Origin of the sequence: Mycolicibacterium houstonense (assembly GCF_900078665.2) — a bacterium.
Classification (GTDB): domain Bacteria; phylum Actinomycetota; class Actinomycetes; order Mycobacteriales; family Mycobacteriaceae; genus Mycobacterium; species Mycobacterium houstonense.
This window is the reverse complement of record NZ_LT546207.1, coordinates 4,939,712-4,959,896: the sequence shown is the minus strand read 5'-3', so window position 1 is coordinate 4,959,896 and position 20,185 is coordinate 4,939,712. Positions and strand designations below refer to the sequence as shown.

The following is a 20,185-nucleotide window of genomic DNA, read 5'->3' as shown; positions in this document are numbered from 1 at the left end:
TTGCGCGAGGAACCGTCAAGCACCGCGCCTCACACTGTCGCGGCCGTCATCGTCACCCACCGTCGTCGCGATCTGCTGGCCAAATCGCTCGACGCGGTGGTGAGCCAGGACCGCAGGCCCGACCACCTGATCGTGATCGACAACGACGACGACGAGGACGTCCGCGAGCTGGTGCTGAGCCAGCCGGTACCGGCGACCTACCTCGGATCACGCCGAAACCTCGGTGGCGCAGGCGGTTTCGCACTCGGAATGCTGCATGCTCTGGCCTGGGGCGCCGACTGGATCTGGCTGGCCGACGACGACGGCCGGCCCGCCGACGACACCGTGCTGTCCACCCTGCTGGCCTGCGCCGAGCAGTACAGCCTGGCCGAGGTGTCCCCCATGGTGTGCAATCTCGACGATCCGCAACGACTGGCCTTCCCGCTGCGCCGCGGACTCGTGTGGCGGCGACTGGTCAGCGAATTGCGCACCGAGGGTGAGGGCGAACTGTTGCCCGGCATCGCATCGCTGTTCAACGGCGCACTGTTCCGGGCCGCGACGGTGGAAGCCGTCGGCGTTCCCGATCTGCGCCTGTTCGTCCGCGGCGACGAGGTCGAGCTGCACCGACGGCTGGTCCGTTCCGGTTTGCCGTTCGGAACCTGTTTGACCGCAAGCTATCTGCACCCGTGCGGCACCGACGAGTTCAAACCGATCCTCGGTGGCCGCATGCACACGCAGTACCCCGACGACGAGACCAAGCGGTTCTTCACCTACCGCAACCGCGGCTACCTGCTGTCCCAACCGGGCCTGCGCAAACTGCTGGCGCAGGAGTGGGTGCGGTTCGGCTGGTACTTTCTGGTGTCACGCCGCGACCCCGCCGGTCTNGGCGCAGGAGTGGGTGCGGTTCGGCTGGTACTTTCTGTTGTCACGCCGCGCCCCCGCCGGTCTGCGTGAATGGATTCGGCTGCGGCGGTTGGGCAGACGCGAGAGGTTCTTTCGGGGCGAGCGAAGCGACGGGATGGGCAAACGATGACGTTCACGGATGCGGCGTCCGACTCCAAGACCATGGCCCGGGCCGTTCGCGATCTCTCCGAAGGCTTCCGCAAGCGCGAGCTGTGGCTGCACCTGGGCTGGCAGGACATCAAGCAGCGCTACCGGCGCAGTGTGCTCGGCCCGTTCTGGATCACGATCGCCACCGGTACCACCGCGGTGGCGATGGGTCTGCTGTACTCGAAGCTGTTCAAGCTGCCGCTCGAGGAGCATCTGCCCTACGTCACGCTCGGGCTCATCATCTGGAACCTGATCAACGCCTCCATCCTTGAGGGCTCCGAGGTGTTCATCGCGAACGAGGGCCTGATCAAACAACTTCCGACGCCGTTGTCGGTCCATGTCTACCGCTTGGTGTGGCGGCAGATGATCCTGTTCGGCCACAACATCGTCATCTTCGTGATCATCGCGATCGTCTATCCCAAACCGTGGAAATGGACCGATCTGGCGGTCGTCCCGGCGCTGGGGCTGATCGTGCTGAACTGCGTATGGGTCTCGATCTGCTTCGGCATCCTCGCCACGCGCTACCGCGACATCGGCCCGCTGCTGGCCTCGGTGGTGCAACTGCTGTTCTTCATGACTCCGATCATCTGGAACGAGTCGACGTTGCAGCAGCAGGGCGCCGGATCATGGGCCAAGATCGTCGAATTGAACCCGCTGCTGCACTATCTCGACATCGTTCGGGCCCCGCTGCTGGGTGCCGATCAGGAGGTGCGGCACTGGCTGGTGGTCCTGGTTCTCACGGTGATCGGCTGGACCTTCGCCGCGATTGCCATGCGCCAGTACCGCGCCCGCGTCCCGTACTGGGTCTAGACCGCTACATATCCTCGGGCTCGGAGCCGAACACGAACCTGCGGCCCGAGATCTCCTTGGGCCGGATGCGCACGAAGCGGCGTTTCGTGGTGCCGATCCAGGACAGCAATTGGCCGCGCTCGGCCTCGGCGATCTCGTCCGGGGACTCCAGCAGTTGCGGTTCACCCCGGACGATGACGCTCCAGCCGCCGACGAGGTTGTGATCGTCGGCCTCGAACAGGACCCGATCGTTGAGCAGGGTGCTGATCAACTTGGTGCCCTCGGCGGTCCGGAACAACACCGTGCGGTGCTGGACGACGAAGTTGACCGGGAAGATCTCGAGCCGGGTGCCGATCGTCGTGACCAGCCGGCCGAGGGTCACGCCGGACAACAGCTGCCAGCATTCGTCTTCTCCGAGCACCGAGACCGGGCTCTGCGCCGTCATGACGCCACCCTAACGTGCAGCTAACGCACGAAATACAGACTGCCGGATTTACCCACGTCGTCACTGACGTCGAACTGTTTCCGCGCTACGGGCGAGCCCGTGCGAGACGCGCTGCGGCCTTCGGAATTGGATGCCTCTGACTCGCCCAAGGCTGCGCGGGGCTAACGGCCCAAATGGAAATCGGCGCGCCCCGCTCCGGTGAGGAGAAGCGGGACGCGCCGACTCAGAAAGTGATGTGCTAATTCATGTTCCAGGGTTCGCCGTAGGTGGTGACGCTGTCACCGGTGGAGGCGATCAGGCGGGCGAAGGGACGCAGCAGCACGCCACCGGCGGCACCGGTCACCGTGCCGTGGGCGTTGGACACCGCCACACCGCCGGCGGCACCCTTGACGTCCACCGAGAAGGTGGCCACTTCCTGGATACCGGGGCCGTTGCCCAGATCCGCGCTGATCGACACACCCGGGAACAGGTTCGGGGTGATGACCGACTCAAGACCGAACGGAGGACCGGTGATGTCACCATCGTCGATCAGGATGTTGGGGGTGGTGTAGGAGAAGTTGATCCCCACACCCAGCGACCAGGGGAAGCCGATCTGGTAGCCCAGCTCCAAGGTGCCCTCGAACTCCTCGGCGCCCGGGCCGGCCACGATGTACTTGGCCCGGCCGGAGTGGAACCACTCACGGGTCAGCCGGTTGCGGTCCAGCGGGAACACACCGTTGAGGAAGGTATCCCACTGCTGAACGGTAAGGGTCCGATCCTGGCCATCGACCAGGCTCAGCTCGTTATCCAGACCCGCATGGGCACTGCCCGTACCGACGAATAGCGCCGTGACGGCGCCGGCTATTGCGGTCACCATCGCGACCAGCACCCGACTGAATGCCAACATGTTCTCCCTAGCTGTGACGGTGGTCCGGTCTCGTTCTTCGCCAACCAGGGGCCTCACCCTAGAGATCCATTCGCGATGCGCCGTCCGATTAGGGACGTCATATCCGGTTCTCATGCCGTGCTCATGATTGGCAGGAGGAACGTAACCGGGCCGACCTCGGGCGGCAACGGCAACGGTTTTCGCCTGTGACCGGCCGGCGCATCGGATCGATGTTTGCTGGAATTGCTCGGTCGTGCATCACACCGACGCCGATTGTTACCAACCTGCGCGCGGCCCCGCGGCACCGGCCATCCGATTGACAGCTGGCGGTAAGGCATTTCCCATACGCTTCCTAACTGGACTTTTACGGTCCGAAGCGTCGACGGCCCGGGTAATCAGGCCGAGTAAAAACGTTGCCGCCACGATCGGGCACATGGGCCGCCCTGTTACCGGTCAACCCGGGTTTGCGCTTGCTGTGTAAACATCCGATTACACACCGCCGAACACCCGGATTAACTGGACCGCCCCGGATCGATCCGATCATCCAGGAATTGATATTCCTATCTGTGACTGACATCACACTTGAAGCGGTGGTCAGGACGCTCCACTCGTATCGTGGGAGACACGTTGAGGGTGGCGCACGCCCGCTCACGTCTCCGCCCTCGGCGCGCAGACACGAGAGAGGCGCTGGTCATGCTGATCGAACACCAAGGCAAACGCCCCACGATCGATCCGACCGCACATGTCGCGCCGACAGCCGTCATTTGCGGTGACGTGACGATCGGGCCGAGGACATATGTCTCCTACGGCGCGGTAATCGAGGCGCACGGCACACCGGTGCACATCGGCACGCAGTGTGTGGTCCGCGAGAACCTCAATATACGCAGCACGAGCCGCGACCCGGTCGAGATCGGAGATCACGTCCTGATCGGGCCGCATTCGTCGCTCAAGGGGTGCACCGTCGGAAACGACTGCTTCGTCGCCACCGGCGCGAAGATCTATGAGGGCGCCCACGTCGGCAACGGAACAGAGGTCCGTATCGACGGCGTCGTCCACGTGCGCAGTGTGCTGCCACCGGACTCGCTCGTCCCGATCAAATGGGTTGCGGTCGGCGATCCGGCCGAAATCTTTCCGCCCGCCCAGCACGAAGAGGCCGACGCGATACTGAGCAAGATGGACTTCGCGCAGCAGGTGTACGGCATGGAGCGCCGGGCCGGCCAGGGCGTCGACATGGATATGAAAGAACTCACCCGCCGCGAGACCGCCGGGCTGGCCGATCATCGCGATGACCGGGAGTTGTAGGAACACCCGACGGCCGTCCAGATCCTGCGGCACTCCAGCGCGAGATCAGACGTTATGGCGATATGAGCATCCCGCCATATGAGCCCCCGAAGTCCAGCCCGTCACCCGGTGTCGGCAACACGCTGCTGTGCCCGAAGTGCGCCGGGGTCATGAAGACCTATGAGCGCAACGGCATCCACCTGGAGCAGTGCGACACCTGTCGCGGCATCTTCCTGGACTTCGGTGAGCTCGAGGCACTGACCCAGATGGAGAACCGCTTCGTCCAGGCGCCGCCGCCACCGGCACCGCCGGCGCACTCGGGCGGTTACCACCAGGGCTACTCAGATTACGGGCCGGGCTGGGGACACCGCGGCAACAAGCACTACCGCAAGCAGGGTTTCGGGCGGTTGTTCTTCTCCAGCTGAGGCATCCGCGCGCAGGCCGCCGTCAGCAGCTCGTCGTCGGGATCGTTGGCGGCGGCCTGAATGACGGCGGCCCGGGCGAACGGCTCCAGCACGGGCCACGGATCGCCTGCCGGTAGCGCCGGCCCACCGGCCTCCCGATAGGCGTCGAGAAACAGCAGCCAATCGGCGTCGGGAACAAACCCGNTGCACCGCAAGGGTTTCCACCAGCGGCCAGCGGCTCAGCCAGCGGCCGTCGACCAGGTCGGGCGCCGCGGACAATGGGCTCACCAAGGCATCGATTCGGCCGGCCGCGCGCAGCCGCACCCGCAGCGCATGCGGATCGGTGCCCGGCCGGTGCAGCTTGTGCACGACCGCGCCGCGCACCGTGATGTCTGCACCGGACCGGGTCTGCACCCCTTTAGTTTCCCGCGAGATCAGCGCCGAGGGGCGGGCATCCGCACGGTGACGTTGATCCGGTTCCACGCATTGATGGTCACCGCCATCGCGATCACCTGGCCGAGTTCACGTTCGGTGAAAGCCGCGGCAGCCCGCGCGTAGACGGCGTCGGAAACGTGGCCGTTGCCCAGCTCGGTGATGGCCTCGGTCAGGGCCAGTGCCGCCTGCTCACGTTCGGTGAACAGATCCCCGGCTTCCTGCCAGGCCGCGATGAGCGCCAACCGCTGCTCGGTCTCACCCTGCTTGCGGGCGTCGTGGGTGTGCATGTCGAGGCAGAACGCGCAGTGGTTGATCTGGGATGCGCGGATCTTGATGAGCTCGCCGATGGTGGGGTCGATGCCCTTCGCGGCTGCGTTCGACAGCGTCATCATCGCGTCGTACAGCTCCGGCGAGGTCTTGTAGATCTTGAGTCGGTCGACGGCGGGGGCGGATTCGAGTGTCTGTGTCATGCCGTCAACGCTAGCCGCGAAAGTACTGCCTAGATGGTTCAATAATGCCGTGACTTCGCGGGCCAATCTGGGGAGCCGGGATCTCCACCTGGAACTGCGCACGGTGATCGCACCGGGCAGCCGCACCGCCAGAGAACAGCTGATCACCGCACTGCGGGACGGCATCCGCAGCGGCCGACTGAGCACCGGCACCCGGCNCCGACGCCCCCGCCGCGGCGCTGCGGATGGGCGACCCACGCGGCCCGCTGCCGCTGCGCGAGGCATTGACCGAATACCTGGGCCGGGTCCGAGGTGTGCGCACCACGCCGGAGTCGATCGTGATCTGTTCCGGGGTACGCGATGGCGTCGACCTGCTGGGCCGGGTGTTCGGCCGCAACCGACCGGTCGCGGTCGAGGCCCACGGGCTCTACATCTTCCGGGACGCGCTCGCCGCACTGGACGTGGCGACGACACCGATCAGCCTCGACGAGCACGGGGCGGTGATCAGCGATCTCGACGGGCTCGACACCCCGGCGGTGCTGCTCACCCCGGCGCATCAGAGCCCGTTCGGCATGGCGCTGCACCCGACGCGGCGCGCCGCGGTGATCGACTGGGCCGAGTGCACCGGTGGATACGTCGTCGACGACGACTACGACGGCGAGTTTCGCTACGACCGGCAGCCTGTCGGGGCCCTGCAGGCGCTCAATCCCGAGCGGGTGGCGTACCTGGGCTCGGCCAGTAAAAGCCTGGCCCAGGTGTTGCGCGTGGGTTGGATGGCGTTGCCCGACGCGTTGATCGACCCCGTCATCGCCGCGGCCGGCGGCGCGCAGTACCACGTCGATGCGCTGACCGCGCTGACGCTGGCCGACTTCCTGAACACCGGCGCCTACGACCGGCACGTCCGGCGGATGCGCAACCGCTACCGGCGCCGGCGTGACGTGCTCGTGGACGCACTGGCCGGGTTCGACCTCGGTATCGGCGGCCTGGCAGCCGGGGTCAACATGCTGCTCACCCTGCCCGACGGGGCCGAACCAGAGGTGCTGCGCCGGGCCGGCGAGGCCGGGATCGCGCTGTCCGGGCTGTCGATCATGCGGCACCCGCTGGCCGGCCCTGACATCCCCGACCCGGACGGGGTCATCATCGGTTTCGGCGCACCCGCCGAACATGCTTTCGGACCGGCTGTCGACGCGCTCCGCGGCGTGCTGGCAGAGACACTGCGCTAGGACTCCTCACCGAGGATCAGATCCGACGGCCCGGTCGGCAACCGCCAGCCGAACCACAACGCGGCCAGGCGCAGCACCGTGGCCACCACGGTGCCGACCGCCAGGCCGATCCACTGCGGTCCGAAGTAGTCGATGACCGCGTACGCCGTCGCGCCGATCATGGCCGGGACCGCATAGAGATCGTCCGGACGCATCAACAACGGGATCTCGCGGACCAGCACATCGCGGATGATGCCGCCCCCGATGGCGGTGGTCATGCCGATCAGGACCGCAGCGAACCAGCTCGCCCCGTGGTCGACGGCGAAGGCCGCGCCCGAGGTGGCGAAGAACCCCATTCCGATGGCATCCAACGGCAGCACGATGTAGTTGAACCGGATGACGTACTTGGCGGTGAGCGTGGCCACGGCCGTTGCCGCCAAGGCCACCGTGATGTTGGGCCAGTGCTGGATCGACGTGGGCGGATGGACCCCCACGAAGATGTCGCGGATCACCCCGCCGCTCACGCCGGTGAGCACGCCGAGCGCGGCGATACCGAACAGATCGAAGCCCTTGCGGATGGCGACGATGGTCCCCGACGACGCGAAGACCGCAATACCGAGGTAGTTGAGCACCATCTGCAGCACAGCTGAACGGTAGGCGCTCGCTAAGCTGCCTGGGTGGCTGAGCCCGTAATGTCGCCGACCCTGGACCTGAAGACGCAGGCGTTCCGGTTCATCGTGACCGGCGGGTTGTCGGCGGTCGTGGACTTCGGCCTCTACGTACTGCTCTACAAGGTCTTCGGGGTCCAGGTAGACCTGGCCAAGACCGTCGGCTTCATCGCCGGGACCACGACGGCCTACCTGATCAACCGTCGCTGGACATTCCAGGCGCCACCGAGCACGGCCCGCTTCATCGCCGTATGGGTGCTCTACCTGATCACCTTCGCCGTCCAGGTCGGCCTGAACCACCTGGTGCTGCACCTGGCCGACTACCAGGGGTGGGCGGTTCCGGTGGCCTTCGTCATCGCCCAGGGCACCGCCACGGTGATCAACTTCATCGTGCAGCGTGCGGTGATCTTCAAACTGCGCTGAGGGTCTGCTGCGGCGGGTCCGCGAAAGTGACGCCAGGGTCGTTCTGCGTGCGGTGCAGCGACCCTGGCGTCACTTTCGTGTTCAGCCGGCGCCGGACCGGCGGCATGCGATCGAGCCAGTGATCAGCGAGGCCTCAGCCGAGCCGAACACAAGTGTTCTTCCGTCCTCACTGCTGAGTCGGACGTCATGGTTGCCACTTGAGTTCGCGATCGTGCTGACAGTCGTCAATCCTGCCTCGCGCGCCAAGCGCTGCACCGCGGGAAATGCCAGATCCCACTGCTCGTCGGTCAACGAGATGCTCGAGTGCAGCTTGGCGAAATACAGCGTCGTTCCCTTACGACCAGTTTCCTTCTGGGTACAGCCCGCGCGGGTTTCGTCGTAAGCCCATTCCCAAGGGCCACTGGCCGGAACCAGCCGAGTCACCTCGATCCGCACCCGTTCGATCAAATCCAGCATCTGCGTTCTCGTCCGCTCGATGTCCGGCAGAGATCCAATGTCAGCCACAGGGACGTCGTCATCGAGAATCGGCGAGTCATACGAACCATCGCCGGCACTACACCCGCACACCAGCGCGATCGACGTCACAACGACTGCGGCGCTTCGCCGCAATGCCCCCACGTTCCATGAGTCGATATCGCTGAGTTGCAAAACAGGCCCCCTGACCTCCCGTTTCGAAGATCATATCTGGGGGGTCACTGTGAAAAGGGCACCAATTGCAAGCACAACAGCAGCGGACCGGGGCACGGCGCGCGGTACCCTCTCTGACGATGTCGACTACCGATTTGCCGACCACTCCCAAGCGCCTGACAGGCTGGGGCCGGACCGCACCGACCGTGGCACAGGTGCTCTCTACCAGCGATCCCGAGGTGATCGTCAAGGCCGTCACGCGGGCCGCCGAGCAGAAGGGCCGGGGCGTCATCGCCCGTGGGCTGGGGCGTTCGTACGGCGACAACGCGCAGAACGGTGGCGGGCTCGTCATCGACATGTCGGCGTTGAACCAGATCCACTCGATCGATGCCGGCACCAAGCTGGTCGACGTGGACGGCGGGGTGAACCTCGACCAGCTGATGCGGGCCGCACTGCCGCACGGGTTGTGGGTTCCGGTACTGCCGGGCACCCGGCAGGTGACCATCGGCGGCGCGATCGGCTGTGACATCCATGGGAAAAACCACCACAGCGCAGGCAGTTTCGGCAACCACGTGCGCTCGATCGATCTGCTGACCGCCACCGGAGAGATCCGCAAGCTCACCCCGGACGGTCCCGAGTCCGAGTTGTTCTGGGCCACCGTGGGCGGCAACGGCCTGACCGGCATCGTCCTGCGGGCCACCATCGAGATGACGCCTACGGAGACTGCGTATTTCATCGCCGACGGCGATGTCACCCACGGCCTCGACGAGACCATCGCCTTCCACAGCGACGGCACCGAGGACAATTACACGTATTCGTCGGCGTGGTTCGACGCGATGAGTGCCCCGCCGAAGCTGGGTCGCGCGGTGATCTCCCGCGGCTCGCTGGCCAAGCTGGACCAGCTGCCACCAAAGTTGCAGCAGGATCCCCTGAAATTCGATGCGCCGCAGTATTTCACGACGCCCGACATCTTCCCGAACGGGCTGGGCAACAAGCTGATCTTCGGCGCCATGACCGAGGTCTGGTACCGAATGGGCAAGACCTATCGGGGCAAGGCCCAGAACTTGACGCAGTTCTATCACCCGCTGGACATGGTCGGGGAATGGAACCGCGCCTACGGCTCGGTGGGTTTCACCCAGTACCAGTTCGTGGTGCCGACCGAGGCCGTCGACGAGTTCAAGCGGATCATGATCGACATCCAGCGCTCGGGGCACTACTCGTTCCTCAACGTGTTCAAGCTGTTCGGCCCCGGCAACCAGGCGCCGCTGAGTTTCCCGATCCCGGGCTGGAACGTCTGCGTCGACTTCCAGATCAAGCCCGGCCTGAGCGAGTTCCTGACCGAACTCGACCGCCGCGTACTGCAATTCGGTGGCCGGCTCTACACCGCCAAGGATTCGCGCACCACCGCGAGCACCTTCCACGCCATGTACCCACGCATCGAGGAGTGGCTGGCGGTGCGGCGCAAGGTCGACCCCGATGGCGTGTTCGTCTCCGACATGGCGCGCCGACTGGAGCTCATCTAGCGCCCACTCGGCACCTGCACACTCCCGATCGGCGCTGGTCACAGGCCCGCCGAAGCGGCGAGAACTTTATTCTTGACTAATTCCAGAAAACCGACCAGACTCGGTTTCGTGGCGACGACCTCGGACTTCCAGCAGATGCTGCGAGAGGCCGACATGCGCGTGACCCGCCCACGAGTGGCGGTGTTGCACGCGGTCCATGCGCATCCGCACGCCGACACCGACACGGTCATCCGCGCGGTACGCGAGGAACTCCCCGATGTGTCCCACCAGGCCGTGTACGACTCATTACATGCGCTGACCGCAGCTCATCTGGTGCGGCGCATCCAGCCATCGGGCTCGGTCGCCCGGTACGAATCTCGCGTCGGCGACAACCACCACCACGTCGTGTGCCGTTCGTGTGGCGCCATCGCCGACGTGGACTGCGCGGCGGGGTCTGCCCCATGCCTGGCCGCGTCTGACGACCACGGCTTCGAGATCGATGAAGCCGAGGTCATCTATTGGGGCCTGTGCCCCGAATGTTCCACTGCTCCAAATAGATAAACCCTTAACCCGCCAGCCCCGGAAAGGATTGTCATGGCAGACGCCGAAACTCACCCTCCGATCGGTGAATCGCAGACCGAACCCGCCCAGAGCGGTTGTCCCATGCGGATCAAGCCGCCCGTCGAGGGCGGCAGCAACCGCGACTGGTGGCCCAACGCGGTCAATCTCAAGGTGCTGCAGAAGAATCCGCCCGCCATCGACCCGATGGACGAGGGCTACGACTACCGCGAGGCCGTCAAGTCTCTCGATGTCGAGGCGCTGCAGCGCGATTTCGATGAGCTGTTGACGAATTCGCAGGACTGGTGGCCGGCCGACTTCGGGCACTACGGCCCGCTGTTCGTCCGCATGTCCTGGCACGCCGCAGGCACCTACCGGGTCGAGGACGGCCGCGGTGGTGGCGGGCGCGGCATGCAGCGCTTCGCCCCGCTGAACAGCTGGCCCGACAACGTCAGCCTGGACAAGGCACGCCGCCTGCTCTGGCCGCTGAAGAAGAAGTACGGCAAGCAGATCTCGTGGTCCGATCTCATCGTCTACGCCGGCAACCGGGCCATGGAGCACATGGGCTTCAAGACCGCCGGCTTCGCGTTCGGCCGCCCGGACTACTGGGAGCCGGAGGAGGACATCTACTGGGGCGCCGAGGCCGAGTGGCTGGGTTCGCAGGACCGCTACGCCGGTGCGAACGGTGACCGGACCAAGCTGGAGAACCCGCTCGGCGCCAGCCACATGGGCCTGATCTACGTGAATCCCGAAGGCCCCGAAGGCAATCCGGATTATCTGGCAGCCGCCATCGACATCCGCGAGACGTTCGGCCGCATGGCGATGAACGACATCGAGACCGCCGCGCTGATCGTCGGTGGGCACACGTTCGGTAAGACCCACGGCGCCACCGACATCGAGAACGGTGTCGAGCCCGAGGCCGCGCCGCTGGAGCAGATGGGCCTCGGCTGGGCCAACCCCGGCCTGGGCAACGACACCGTCAGCAGCGGCATCGAGGTGACCTGGACCCATACCCCCACCAAGTGGGACAACTCGTTCCTGGAGATCCTCTACGGCAACGAGTGGGAGCTGACCAAGAGCCCCGCCGGCGCCAACCAGTGGAAGCCCAAGGACAACGGCTGGGCCAACTCGGTGCCGATGGCACAGGGCACCGGCAAGACCCACCCGTCGATGCTGACCACCGATTTGTCCATGCGGTTCGACCCGATCTACGGCGAGATCACCCGCCGCTGGCTGGATCATCCCGAGGAGCTGGCCGAGGAGTACGCCAAGGCCTGGTTCAAGCTGATCCACCGCGACATGGGTCCGGTGACCCGCTACCTCGGTCCGCTGGTGCCCGAGCAGACCTGGCTGTGGCAGGACATCATCCCAGCCGGTAAGCAGCTGTCCGATGCCGATGTCGCCACCCTCAAGGCGGCCATCGCGGACTCGGGTCTGAGCATCCAGCAGCTGGTCAACACCGCGTGGAAGGCGGCGGCCTCGTACCGCTCCAGCGACATGCGCGGCGGCGCGAACGGCGGCCGGATCCGGCTCCAGCCGCAGCTGGGCTGGGAGGTCAACGAGCCCGAGGAGCTGGCTCCGGTGATCGCCAAGCTGGAGGAGATCCAGGCCGCCGCCGAGAATCAAGGCACTGGGGTCTCCTTCGCCGATCTGGTGGTGCTCGGCGGTGTCGTTGGTCTCGAAACGGCCATCAAGGCAGCTGGTTTCGATGTCGCGGTGCCGTTCACCTCGGGTCGCGGCGACGCCTCGCAGGAGCAGACGGACGTCGACTCGTTCGCCTACCTGGAGCCGAAGGGCGACGGCTTCCGCAACTTCGTGGCCAAGGGCGACAGCCTGCCTGCCGAGTACCGCCTGATCGACCGGGCCAACCTGCTCGGTCTGTCGGCTCCAGAGATGACCGTGTTGATCGGTGGCCTGCGCGTGTTGGGCGCCAACCACGGCGGCTCGGAGCTGGGTGTGTTGACGGACAAGGTGGGTCAGCTGACCAACGACTACTTCGTCAACCTCACCGACATGGGCACCAAGTGGGCACCGGCTCCGGCCGACGACGGCACCTACGTCGGCACCGACCGCGCGACCGGTTCACCGAAGTGGGCCGCCAGCCGGGTCGATCTGCTGTTCGGTTCGAACTCGCAGCTGCGGGCGCTGGCCGAGGTGTACGCCGAGGACGATTCCAAGGAGAAATTCGTCAAGGACTTCGTCGCGGCCTGGACCAAGGTGATGAACGCCGACCGGTTCGATCTGGAGGCCTGATCTCCTGATCGTCTGAGCGACGGACAACGCAGCACCCCGCGGGCCTCGGCTCGCGGGGTGCTGTTGTCGCACTACGGCTTTGCGCGCATGGCGCGATAGGCCGCCTTGCCGAAGGTCTCGGCAACCAGTTCCGAGTCACCGTCGCCGTCGAGCATCTTGCGGACGGCGGCCTCACAGATCGCCAGGAACACCTCGACCAGCATGGGCAGGGTTACGTCGATGTCGGCGACCTGCCACCGCTGCAGCAGCGGCCGCATCGCGGTGGCGAGCTGTCCTCGGATGCGCTCACGGCCGGCGACGATCGCCGCGGTCAGCACCGGATCGGGATCGGCACCGAACATGATGCGCCACGAGTCCGGACGCTCGCGCACGGTGCTGTGCAGCGCGCGGAACCCGTCGACGAACAACTGCTCGATGGAGCCGGTGCGCTCTGGCGGCAGCAGGTCGAGCAGGCTGGCCAGCACCGCGTCGGTTTCCCGGTCCAACAGCGCGGCAAGCACTTCCCCGCGCCCGGGATAGCAGGCGTAGACCACGGGCCGGGTGACGCCCATGCGGCGCGCGATGTTGCCCATCGTGACGTCAGCCAGGCCCTGCTGCGCGGCGATCTCCAACGCGGTGTCGAGGACCTGCGGCCGGCGCCGGTCCGGGCCCAGATGCTCGGCGCGGGCCCGGTTGGCGATCGCTGCTTCGTTCACTTCGCTCCGCTCATGTCAGCGTGACATCAGCAATGATCAGCACCGGCCACGCGACGATCTCGCCCAGCAGTGAGAACACCTTGTCCAGACCCGTGAGCCCGACGATGTGGTCGCTGTGGGTGGTTGCCCAGACCATACCGATCACGAAGTACGGGACGCCCGCCACGATCGCGAGGTAGACGAGCTGGCGGATGCTCAACCGGTAGTCGAGAAGATTCTTGATCACGAGTCAGCCGATCCCACCGAGAATCGGCTGGGATTCGAGGATGCCCTCGTCACTGGGGGCGAGCCCCTCACCGAACACCCGGACCGCCTGCTTCTCCCGAAACTCGAAGTGCGCCTGGCTCGGTGCGGCGTACCCGTAACGACGCTGGGCCTCCCGCGGTGTCGTCGTCACCGGATTCTTCGCCGGGACGGACAGCAGGACGCGCGCACCGATGGGCAGGGTCGCCGGGGACAGCAGCCGCAGCAGGATGAGCTGGAGCCGCTTGCTCATGGCGATCACCGTGAACGCGGCGCTCAGCGGCGGCACCACCAGCGCGTCGAGAACCCGGGATGTGCTGAGCCCGGCCATCTCTCGCATCCAGCGTGGCATCGTGGCGAGGGTACCGCGGCGCAGGAACGCCGTGATCACCTTGGTGCCCGGACGCAACACCAGGGGCATCTCGGGCAACATCACCTCGGCGCCGAGCAGGTGTTCCATTGCCTGCCGGGCGATGTCCGAGCCGATCAGCTGGGGCCGCATCTGCTCGAAGTACTCCCGGATGCCCTCGCGGGTCAGCGGAACATCGGAGGGATCGCAGGTCTGCAGTTCGGCGGCGATCGCGCATTCCCGCCAGTACTGGAGCTCCTCTTCCGGCGACAACCGGCCCGGCCCGTACTTCTCGTAGGCCACCAGGATGGAATGCCACGCGGTCAGGTGGATCCACAACTGCGAAGCAGGATCGTTGGCGTCGTAGGTCTTTCCGGTGACGGGATCGGTGCCGATGGCCTTGGAGTGGATCTTGACCAGGACGTCGGCGGCCTTGGCGGTCGAGCGACTGTCATCGAACGCCACCATGGCGAAGTAGCGCAGCGTCCGGTCGTACCGGGTGCGGGGGCGCGAGTAGATCTCGTGGGTCTTGTCGACCGCCGCGACGAGCGCGGGGTCGAGCTCCTCGATGACGACGGCGCGCTGGAACCCGATCGACAGCGAGGTGGGGTAGCTCCACACCTTCCACGTCACCGAGTCCGGACCGAAGAACCCGTAGTCCTCTCCCGGTTCCGTCTCGGGCAACGTCAACCATTCGCGGATCGTCATGAACTCCCCCAATTCCTACACGGTGTAGAAAAAAGCTACGCCGTGTAGGAATTGCGGTCAAGATCTGCGCTCGGATTTTCCTGGCAGGCCGCGCGGTACCCTCGTCACGATGTTTCCCCGAGGCTTGGAGCTGCGCTAGATGGTGTTCGACGCGGTAGGTAATCCCCAGACGATTCTGCTGCTCGGCGGTACGTCGGAAATCGGGCTGGCGATCTGCGAGCGCTACCTGCGCGACGCATCCGCCCGCATCGTGCTGGCCGCCCTGCCCGGAGATCCGGGCCGCGACGACGCGGTGGCTCAACTGCGCAAGGCCGGCGCCAGCTCGGTGGAGGTCATCGACTTCGATGCCGTGGACACGGCCAGCCATCCCGACGTGATCGACAAGGCCTTCGCCTCGGGCGATGTGGATGTCGCGATCGTGGCGTTCGGACTGCTGGGCGACGCCGAAGAGTTGTGGCAGAACCAGCGCAAGGCCGTGCAGATCGCCGAAATCAATTACACCGCAGCGGTTTCGGTCGGCGTTCTGGTCGGCGAGAAGATGCGGGCGCAGGGCTACGGCCAGATCATTGCGATGAGCTCGGCCGCCGGTGAGCGGGTGCGCCGCTCCAACTTCGTCTACGGCTCCACGAAGGCCGGCCTCGACGGCTTCTACCTCGGCCTCGGTGAGGCGCTGCGCGAGTTCGGCGTGCGGGTGCTGGTGATCCGGCCCGGACAGGTACGCACCAGGATGAGCGCCCACGTCAAGGAAGCCCCGCTCACCGTCGACAAGGAATATGTCGCCGAGCTGGCCGTCACCGCGTCGGCCAAGGGCAAGGAGCTGGTCTGGGCGCCGGGCGCGTTCCGCTACGTGATGATGGTCCTGCGGCATATTCCGCGGCCCATCTTCCGCAAGCTGCCCATCTAATGGCGGCGGCCCACTCGGCCCGGGTCGCCGGGCACATGGTGATCGCCCTGATGCTCGCCTCGGCGGTGGCCGGGGTGTCGATCGTGGCGATCGACCGGGTCCAGTGGCCGGCCTACAACACGTCCAACCAACTGCACGCGCTCACGACGGTGGGCCAGGTTGGCGCGCTGGCCGGGATCCTGGCCGCCGGGCTGCTCTGGCGCCGCGGCCGTCGCACCCTGGCCCGGTTGGCCGCGCTGATCTTCCTCTCGGCGTTCTCGGTGGTGACCCTGGCGATGCCGCTGGGGGCCACGAAGCTCTACCTGTTCGGGGTCTCGGTCGACCAGCAGTTCCGCACCGAGTACCTGACCCGGCTGGCCGATGCCCCCGGCCTGCACGACATGACCTACTTCGGGCTGCCGCCGTACTACCCGGCCGGCTGGTTCTGGATGGGCGGGCGCATCGCCGCGGCCACCGACACCCCGGCCTGGGAAATGTTCAAGCCGTGGGCCATCGTGTCGATCACCATTGCCGTCGCACTCGCATTCGTGCTGTGGGCGGCCATGGTGCGCTTCGAATACGCGCTGATCGTGACCACCGCGAGCAGCGCGGCGATGCTGGCCTACTCCCCCGCCGAGCCGTATGCCGCGATCATCACCGTGCTGCTGCCGCCGGTGTTCGTACTGGCCTGGTCCGGGTTGCGGGGCAAGACCCGCAACGGGGGCTGGGCCGCGATCATCGGTGTCGGGATCTTCCTCGGATTCGCCGCACTCTTCTACACCCTCCTGCTGGCCTACTGCGCTTTCACCCTCACGCTGATGGCGCTCGGCTTGGCCGTCGTGCGCCGGCGCATCGAACCGTTGGTGCGCCTCGCAGTCATCGGCGTGATCTCCGGGGCCATCGCCCTGCTGACCTGGGCCCCGTACCTGCTCGCCGCGCTGCGCGGCAAGCCCGCCGAAACCGGAACCGCCCAGCACTATCTGCCCGACGCGGGCGCACAGCTGACCTTCCCGATGCTGAGCTTCACCCTGCTGGGTGCGCTGTGCATGCTCGGCACGCTGTGGCTGGTGGTCCGGGCGCGCACGTCCACCCGCGCCGGCGCGCTGGCCGTCGCAGTGCTCGCCGTCTACGCCTGGTCCCTGCTGTCGATGCTGACCACGCTGGCCGGCACCACCCTGCTGTCGTTCCGGCTGCAGCCGACGCTGACCGTGCTGCTCACGACCGCGGGCGCGTTCGGATTCATCGAGGCGACGCAGGCCATCGCCCGGCGGTATCAACCCGAGACCGGCCGCCGCATGGTGGCCGCGGCCGCGGCCGTCGGGTCCATCGGCGCCGTGACGTTCAGCCAGGACATCCCCGACGTGCTGCGTCCCGACATCAACGTGGCCTACACCGACACCGACGGCACCGGACAGCGGGCCGACCGCAGGCCACCCGGCGCCGAGCGCTACTACCGCGAGATCGACGCCAAGATCGCCGAGGTCACCGGTGTGCCGCGCAACCAGACCGTGGTGCTGACCGCCGACTACAGCTTCCTGTCCTTCTATCCCTATTACGGTTTCCAGGGGCTGACGTCGCACTACGCCAATCCGCTGGCCGAGTTCGACAAGCGCGCCAAAGCCATCGAAGGCTGGGCCACGCTGTCCACGGCCGACCAATTCGTGGAGGCGCTCGACGGCATGCCGTGGAAGGCGCCGACCGTGTTCCTGATGCGCCACGGCGCGAACGACACCTACACGCTGCGCCTGGCCTCCGACGTCTACCCCAATCAGCCCAACGTCCGCCGCTACCACGTGGCGCTGGACGCGGCATTGTTCGACGACCCACGTTTCGAGGTGACCGACATCGGACCTTTCGTGCTGGCGATCAGAAAGCCCACTGCCGATGGCCATTAGTTCCGGGGCGGACACGCCGTTAGCATCAGAGCCCGTGACGGGACCGCAGGGAACCGCAGGCAGCAACCATCGGACCGCGCGGCTCATCGCAGTCGTCGCCGGTTTGCTCGGTGTGCTGATGGCGGTGGCAACGCCGCTGTTGCCGGTCAAACAGACCACCGCCGAATTGAACTGGCCGCAGAACGGCACCTGGCAGAGCGTCAACGCGCCACTGATCGGATACGTGGCCACCGACCTCACCATCACGGTGCCGTGCCAGGCCGCCGCGGGACTGGCCGGGCCGGACAACCGCGCGCGCACCGTGCTGTTGTCGACGGTGCCCAAGCAGGCACCCAAGGCGATCGACCGGGGCCTGCTGATCGAGCGGGTCAACAACGACCTGCTGGTGATCGTGCGCAACACCCCGGTGGTCAGCGCCCCACTGGACGCGGTGCTCAGCCCCGCTTGCCAGACCCTGACGTTCACCGCCCAGGCCGACAAGGTGACCGGCGAGTTCGTCGGACTCACCCAGGGCGACGCCGGCGACACCGCCGACGATCCCGACGCCCCGCTGCGCGGCGAACGAGGCGGCTACGACTTCCGCCCGCAGATCGTCGGTGTCTTCACCGACCTGTCCGGGCCTGCCCCCGATGGCCTGAAATTCTCGGCGACCATCGACTCCCGCTACAGCAGCGCGCCGACGTTGCTCAAACTGCTGGCGATGATCATCGGGGTGGCGATGACCGTCATCGCGCTGGGCGCCCTGCATCGTCTGGACACCGCCGACGGAGTGCGGCACCGGCGTTTCCTGCCGCCCCGCTGGTGGTCGATGTCGCCGCTGGACGGACTGGTCACCGCGGTCCTGGTGTGGTGGCACTTCGTCGGCGCCAACACCTCCGACGACGGCTACATCCTGACCATGGCCCGGGTGTCCGAGCACGCCGGCTACATGGCGAACTACTACCGCTGGTTCGGCACCCCCGAGGCACCGTTCGGCTGGTATTACGACCTGCTGGCGCTGTGGGCGCACGTCTCCACCAACAGCGTCTGGATGCGACTGCCCACCCTGGTGATGGCGCTGGCCTGCTGGTGGGTGATCAGCCGTGAGGTGCTGCCCCGCCTGGGCCGGGCCGTCAAGACCAACCGCGCAGCGGCCTGGACCGCGGCCGGCATGTTCCTGGCCTTCTGGCTACCGCTGAACAACGGCCTGCGCCCCGAACCGATCATCGCGCTGGGCATCCTGCTGACCTGGTGTTCGGTGGAGCGCGGGGTGGCCACCAACCGCATGCTGCCGGTGGCCGTCGCGATCATCATCGGCGCGCTGACCCTGTTCTCCGGCCCCACCGGCATCGCCGCCGTCGGCGCCCTGCTGGTCGCCGTGGGACCGCTGAAAACCATTGTGGCGCGGCATACCTCACGCTTCGGCCGGCTGCCGCTGCTGGCACCGATCCTGGCTGCCTGCACCGTCACGATCATCCTGATCTTCCGCGACCAGACCCTGGCCGGCGAGATCCAGGCCAGCTCCTTCAAATCGGCCGTCGGCCCCAGCCTGGCCTGGTTCGACGAGCACATCCGCTACTCACGGCTGTTCACCTCCAGCCCGGACGGTTCGGTGGCACGGCGCTTCGCGGTGCTGACCCTGCTGGTCGCGCTGACGGTGTCGGTGGCTATGACGCTGCGGAAGGGCCGCATCCCGGGCACGGCCGCCGGCCCGAGCCGACGGATCATCGGCATCACGATCATCTCGTTCCTGGCGATGATGTTCACCCCGACCAAGTGGACCCACCACTTCGGTGTGTTCGCCGGACTGGCCGGCTCCCTCGGCGCCCTGGCCGCCGTCGCGGTGACCGCCGCGGCGATGAAGTCGCGGCGCAACCGGTCGATGTTCGCCGCGCTGGTGCTGTTCGTGGCGGCCTTGTCCTTCGCCACCGTCAACGGCTGGTGGTACGTCTCCAACTTCGGTGTGCCGTGGTCGAACTCGTTCCCCGAGTGGAAGTTCGGGGTCACCACCATGCTGCTGGGCCTCTCGGTGCTGACCCTGTTGCTGGCGGCCTGGTTCCACTTCAGCGGCCGAGACCAGTCCCCGGACGGGCCCCAGCGCCGCTGGCAGCGAATCGTCCAGTCACCGCTGGCCGTCGCGGCCTGGGTGGTGGTGATGTTCGAGGTGGTCTCGCTGACCCTGGCGATGACCAACCAGTACCCGGCCTGGTCCGTCGGCCGCTCCAATCTGGAGGCGCTGACCGGCAAGACCTGCGGGCTGGCCAGCGACGTGATGGTCGAGGAGAACGCGAACGCCGGGATGCTGACACCGGTGAGCGAGCCGGCCGGCCAGGCCCTCGGCGCGGTCACCGCACAGGGATTCGGCCCCAACGGCATCCCGTCGGACGTCTCGGCCGACCCGGTGATGGAACAACCCGGCTCAGACAACTTCGCCGACACCGACTCCGGCACCGTGACCGGCAGCGAGGTGGGCACCGAGGGTGGCACCACCGCGGCCGCCGGC

Annotated in this window: 18 protein-coding genes and 2 pseudogenes; 12 read left to right on the top strand and 8 right to left on the bottom strand. The window is 66.6% G+C overall.

The window, feature by feature from the left end; genetic code table 11:
• Both glfT1 and wzm read left to right on the top strand, forming a co-directional pair.
• A pseudogene (glfT1, locus tag BN4332_RS24870) lies at positions 1-1,012 on the top strand (galactofuranosyltransferase GlfT1).
• Positions 1,009-1,839, top strand: a complete 831-nt coding sequence (gene wzm, locus BN4332_RS24865) for a galactan export ABC transporter permease subunit Wzm/RfbD (RefSeq protein ID WP_066902141.1) — start codon at positions 1,009-1,011, stop codon at positions 1,837-1,839. Before glfT1 ends, wzm begins: the two are co-directional and overlap by 4 nt.
• 4 nt (positions 1,840-1,843) lie before the next feature.
• On the opposite strand, the gene BN4332_RS24860 is transcribed toward wzm, so the two are convergent.
• Together BN4332_RS24860 and mspA are read right to left on the bottom strand one after the other, a co-directional pair.
• The gene (locus tag BN4332_RS24860; protein WP_066902140.1) at positions 1,844-2,263 is read right to left on the bottom strand and encodes a pyridoxamine 5'-phosphate oxidase family protein; all 420 of its coding nucleotides are present in this window, start codon (positions 2,261-2,263) and stop codon (positions 1,844-1,846) included.
• 238 nt (positions 2,264-2,501) lie between these two features.
• Positions 2,502-3,149: a porin MspA gene (gene mspA, locus BN4332_RS24855; RefSeq protein ID WP_066902139.1), complete on the bottom strand. Its 648-nt coding sequence runs from the start codon at positions 3,147-3,149 to the stop codon at positions 2,502-2,504.
• Between the two features lie 672 nt (positions 3,150-3,821).
• On the opposite strand from mspA, the gene BN4332_RS24850 reads away from it, so the two are divergent.
• Complete coding sequence (locus BN4332_RS24850; protein ID WP_066902138.1) at positions 3,822-4,430, top strand: gamma carbonic anhydrase family protein; 609 nt, start codon at positions 3,822-3,824, stop codon at positions 4,428-4,430.
• Between the two features lie 62 nt (positions 4,431-4,492).
• The gene (locus BN4332_RS24845) at positions 4,493-4,834 is read left to right on the top strand and encodes a TFIIB-type zinc ribbon-containing protein (RefSeq protein ID WP_074133182.1); all 342 of its coding nucleotides are present in this window, start codon (positions 4,493-4,495) and stop codon (positions 4,832-4,834) included.
• A gap of 413 nt (positions 4,835-5,247) precedes the next feature.
• Here the strand turns inward: BN4332_RS24845 and BN4332_RS24835 are convergent, their stop codons facing one another.
• Positions 5,248-5,718 (bottom strand): carboxymuconolactone decarboxylase family protein, encoded by a 471-nt coding sequence (locus BN4332_RS24835; protein WP_066902135.1) that lies wholly within the window; start codon positions 5,716-5,718, stop codon positions 5,248-5,250.
• A gap of 49 nt (positions 5,719-5,767) precedes the next feature.
• On the opposite strand from BN4332_RS24835, the pseudogene BN4332_RS24830 reads away from it, so the two are divergent.
• Positions 5,768-6,920: pseudogene (locus tag BN4332_RS24830) on the top strand (aminotransferase-like domain-containing protein).
• On the opposite strand, the gene BN4332_RS24825 reads toward BN4332_RS24830, so the two are convergent.
• Complete coding sequence (locus tag BN4332_RS24825) at positions 6,917-7,543, bottom strand: trimeric intracellular cation channel family protein (protein WP_066902134.1); 627 nt, start codon at positions 7,541-7,543, stop codon at positions 6,917-6,919. The pseudogene BN4332_RS24830 and the gene BN4332_RS24825 sit on opposite strands and share 4 nt — an antisense overlap.
• A gap of 48 nt (positions 7,544-7,591) precedes the next feature.
• Here BN4332_RS24825 and BN4332_RS24820 point away from each other — a divergent pair, with 48 nt between their 5' ends.
• On the top strand, positions 7,592-7,990 hold the full coding sequence (locus BN4332_RS24820; protein WP_066902133.1) for a GtrA family protein: 399 nt from the start codon (positions 7,592-7,594) through the stop codon (positions 7,988-7,990).
• Between the two features lie 81 nt (positions 7,991-8,071).
• Here BN4332_RS24820 and BN4332_RS24815 read toward each other — a convergent pair whose 3' ends face one another.
• On the bottom strand, positions 8,072-8,638 hold the full coding sequence (locus BN4332_RS24815; protein ID WP_235654190.1) for an LppA family lipoprotein: 567 nt from the start codon (positions 8,636-8,638) through the stop codon (positions 8,072-8,074).
• Positions 8,639-8,757: 119 nt separating this feature from the next.
• Between BN4332_RS24815 and dprE1 the strand changes: the two genes are divergently transcribed.
• The 3 genes from dprE1 to katG all read left to right on the top strand — a co-directional run bounded on the left by dprE1 (position 8,758) and on the right by katG (position 12,930).
• Entirely contained in the window at positions 8,758-10,140 is a 1,383-nt protein-coding gene (dprE1, locus tag BN4332_RS24810) for a decaprenylphosphoryl-beta-D-ribose oxidase (protein WP_066902132.1), read from the top strand.
• A 135-nt stretch (positions 10,141-10,275) separates the two neighbouring features.
• A complete protein-coding gene (locus BN4332_RS24805) occupies positions 10,276-10,680 on the top strand; it encodes a Fur family transcriptional regulator (protein ID WP_066902192.1) in 405 nt (134 codons plus the stop codon).
• A gap of 33 nt (positions 10,681-10,713) precedes the next feature.
• Positions 10,714-12,930: a catalase/peroxidase HPI gene (gene katG / locus BN4332_RS24800; protein WP_066902131.1), complete on the top strand. Its 2,217-nt coding sequence runs from the start codon at positions 10,714-10,716 to the stop codon at positions 12,928-12,930.
• A 71-nt stretch (positions 12,931-13,001) separates the two neighbouring features.
• Here the strand turns inward: katG and BN4332_RS24795 are convergent, their stop codons facing one another.
• The 3 genes from BN4332_RS24795 to BN4332_RS24785 are packed head-to-tail and all read right to left on the bottom strand — an operon-like array spanning position 13,002 to position 14,925.
• Positions 13,002-13,625 (bottom strand): TetR/AcrR family transcriptional regulator, encoded by a 624-nt coding sequence (locus BN4332_RS24795; protein WP_066902130.1) that lies wholly within the window; start codon positions 13,623-13,625, stop codon positions 13,002-13,004.
• A 10-nt stretch (positions 13,626-13,635) separates the two neighbouring features.
• Complete coding sequence (locus tag BN4332_RS24790; RefSeq protein WP_066902129.1) at positions 13,636-13,851, bottom strand: hypothetical protein; 216 nt, start codon at positions 13,849-13,851, stop codon at positions 13,636-13,638.
• A gap of 3 nt (positions 13,852-13,854) precedes the next feature.
• Entirely contained in the window at positions 13,855-14,925 is a 1,071-nt protein-coding gene (locus BN4332_RS24785) for an oxygenase MpaB family protein (protein ID WP_066902128.1), read from the bottom strand.
• A gap of 139 nt (positions 14,926-15,064) precedes the next feature.
• Here BN4332_RS24785 and dprE2 point away from each other — a divergent pair, with 139 nt between their 5' ends.
• The 3 genes from dprE2 to BN4332_RS24770 all read left to right on the top strand — a co-directional run.
• On the top strand, positions 15,065-15,829 hold the full coding sequence (gene dprE2 / locus BN4332_RS24780) for a decaprenylphospho-beta-D-erythro-pentofuranosid-2-ulose 2-reductase (protein ID WP_066902127.1): 765 nt from the start codon (positions 15,065-15,067) through the stop codon (positions 15,827-15,829).
• Complete coding sequence (locus BN4332_RS24775; protein WP_066902126.1) at positions 15,829-17,703, top strand: galactan 5-O-arabinofuranosyltransferase; 1,875 nt, start codon at positions 15,829-15,831, stop codon at positions 17,701-17,703. Before dprE2 ends, BN4332_RS24775 begins: the two co-directional genes overlap by 1 nt.
• A partial coding sequence (locus tag BN4332_RS24770; RefSeq protein ID WP_435405179.1) for an arabinosyltransferase domain-containing protein occupies positions 17,693-20,185 on the top strand: 2,493 nt, incomplete at its 3' end. The genes BN4332_RS24775 and BN4332_RS24770, both read left to right, overlap by 11 nt.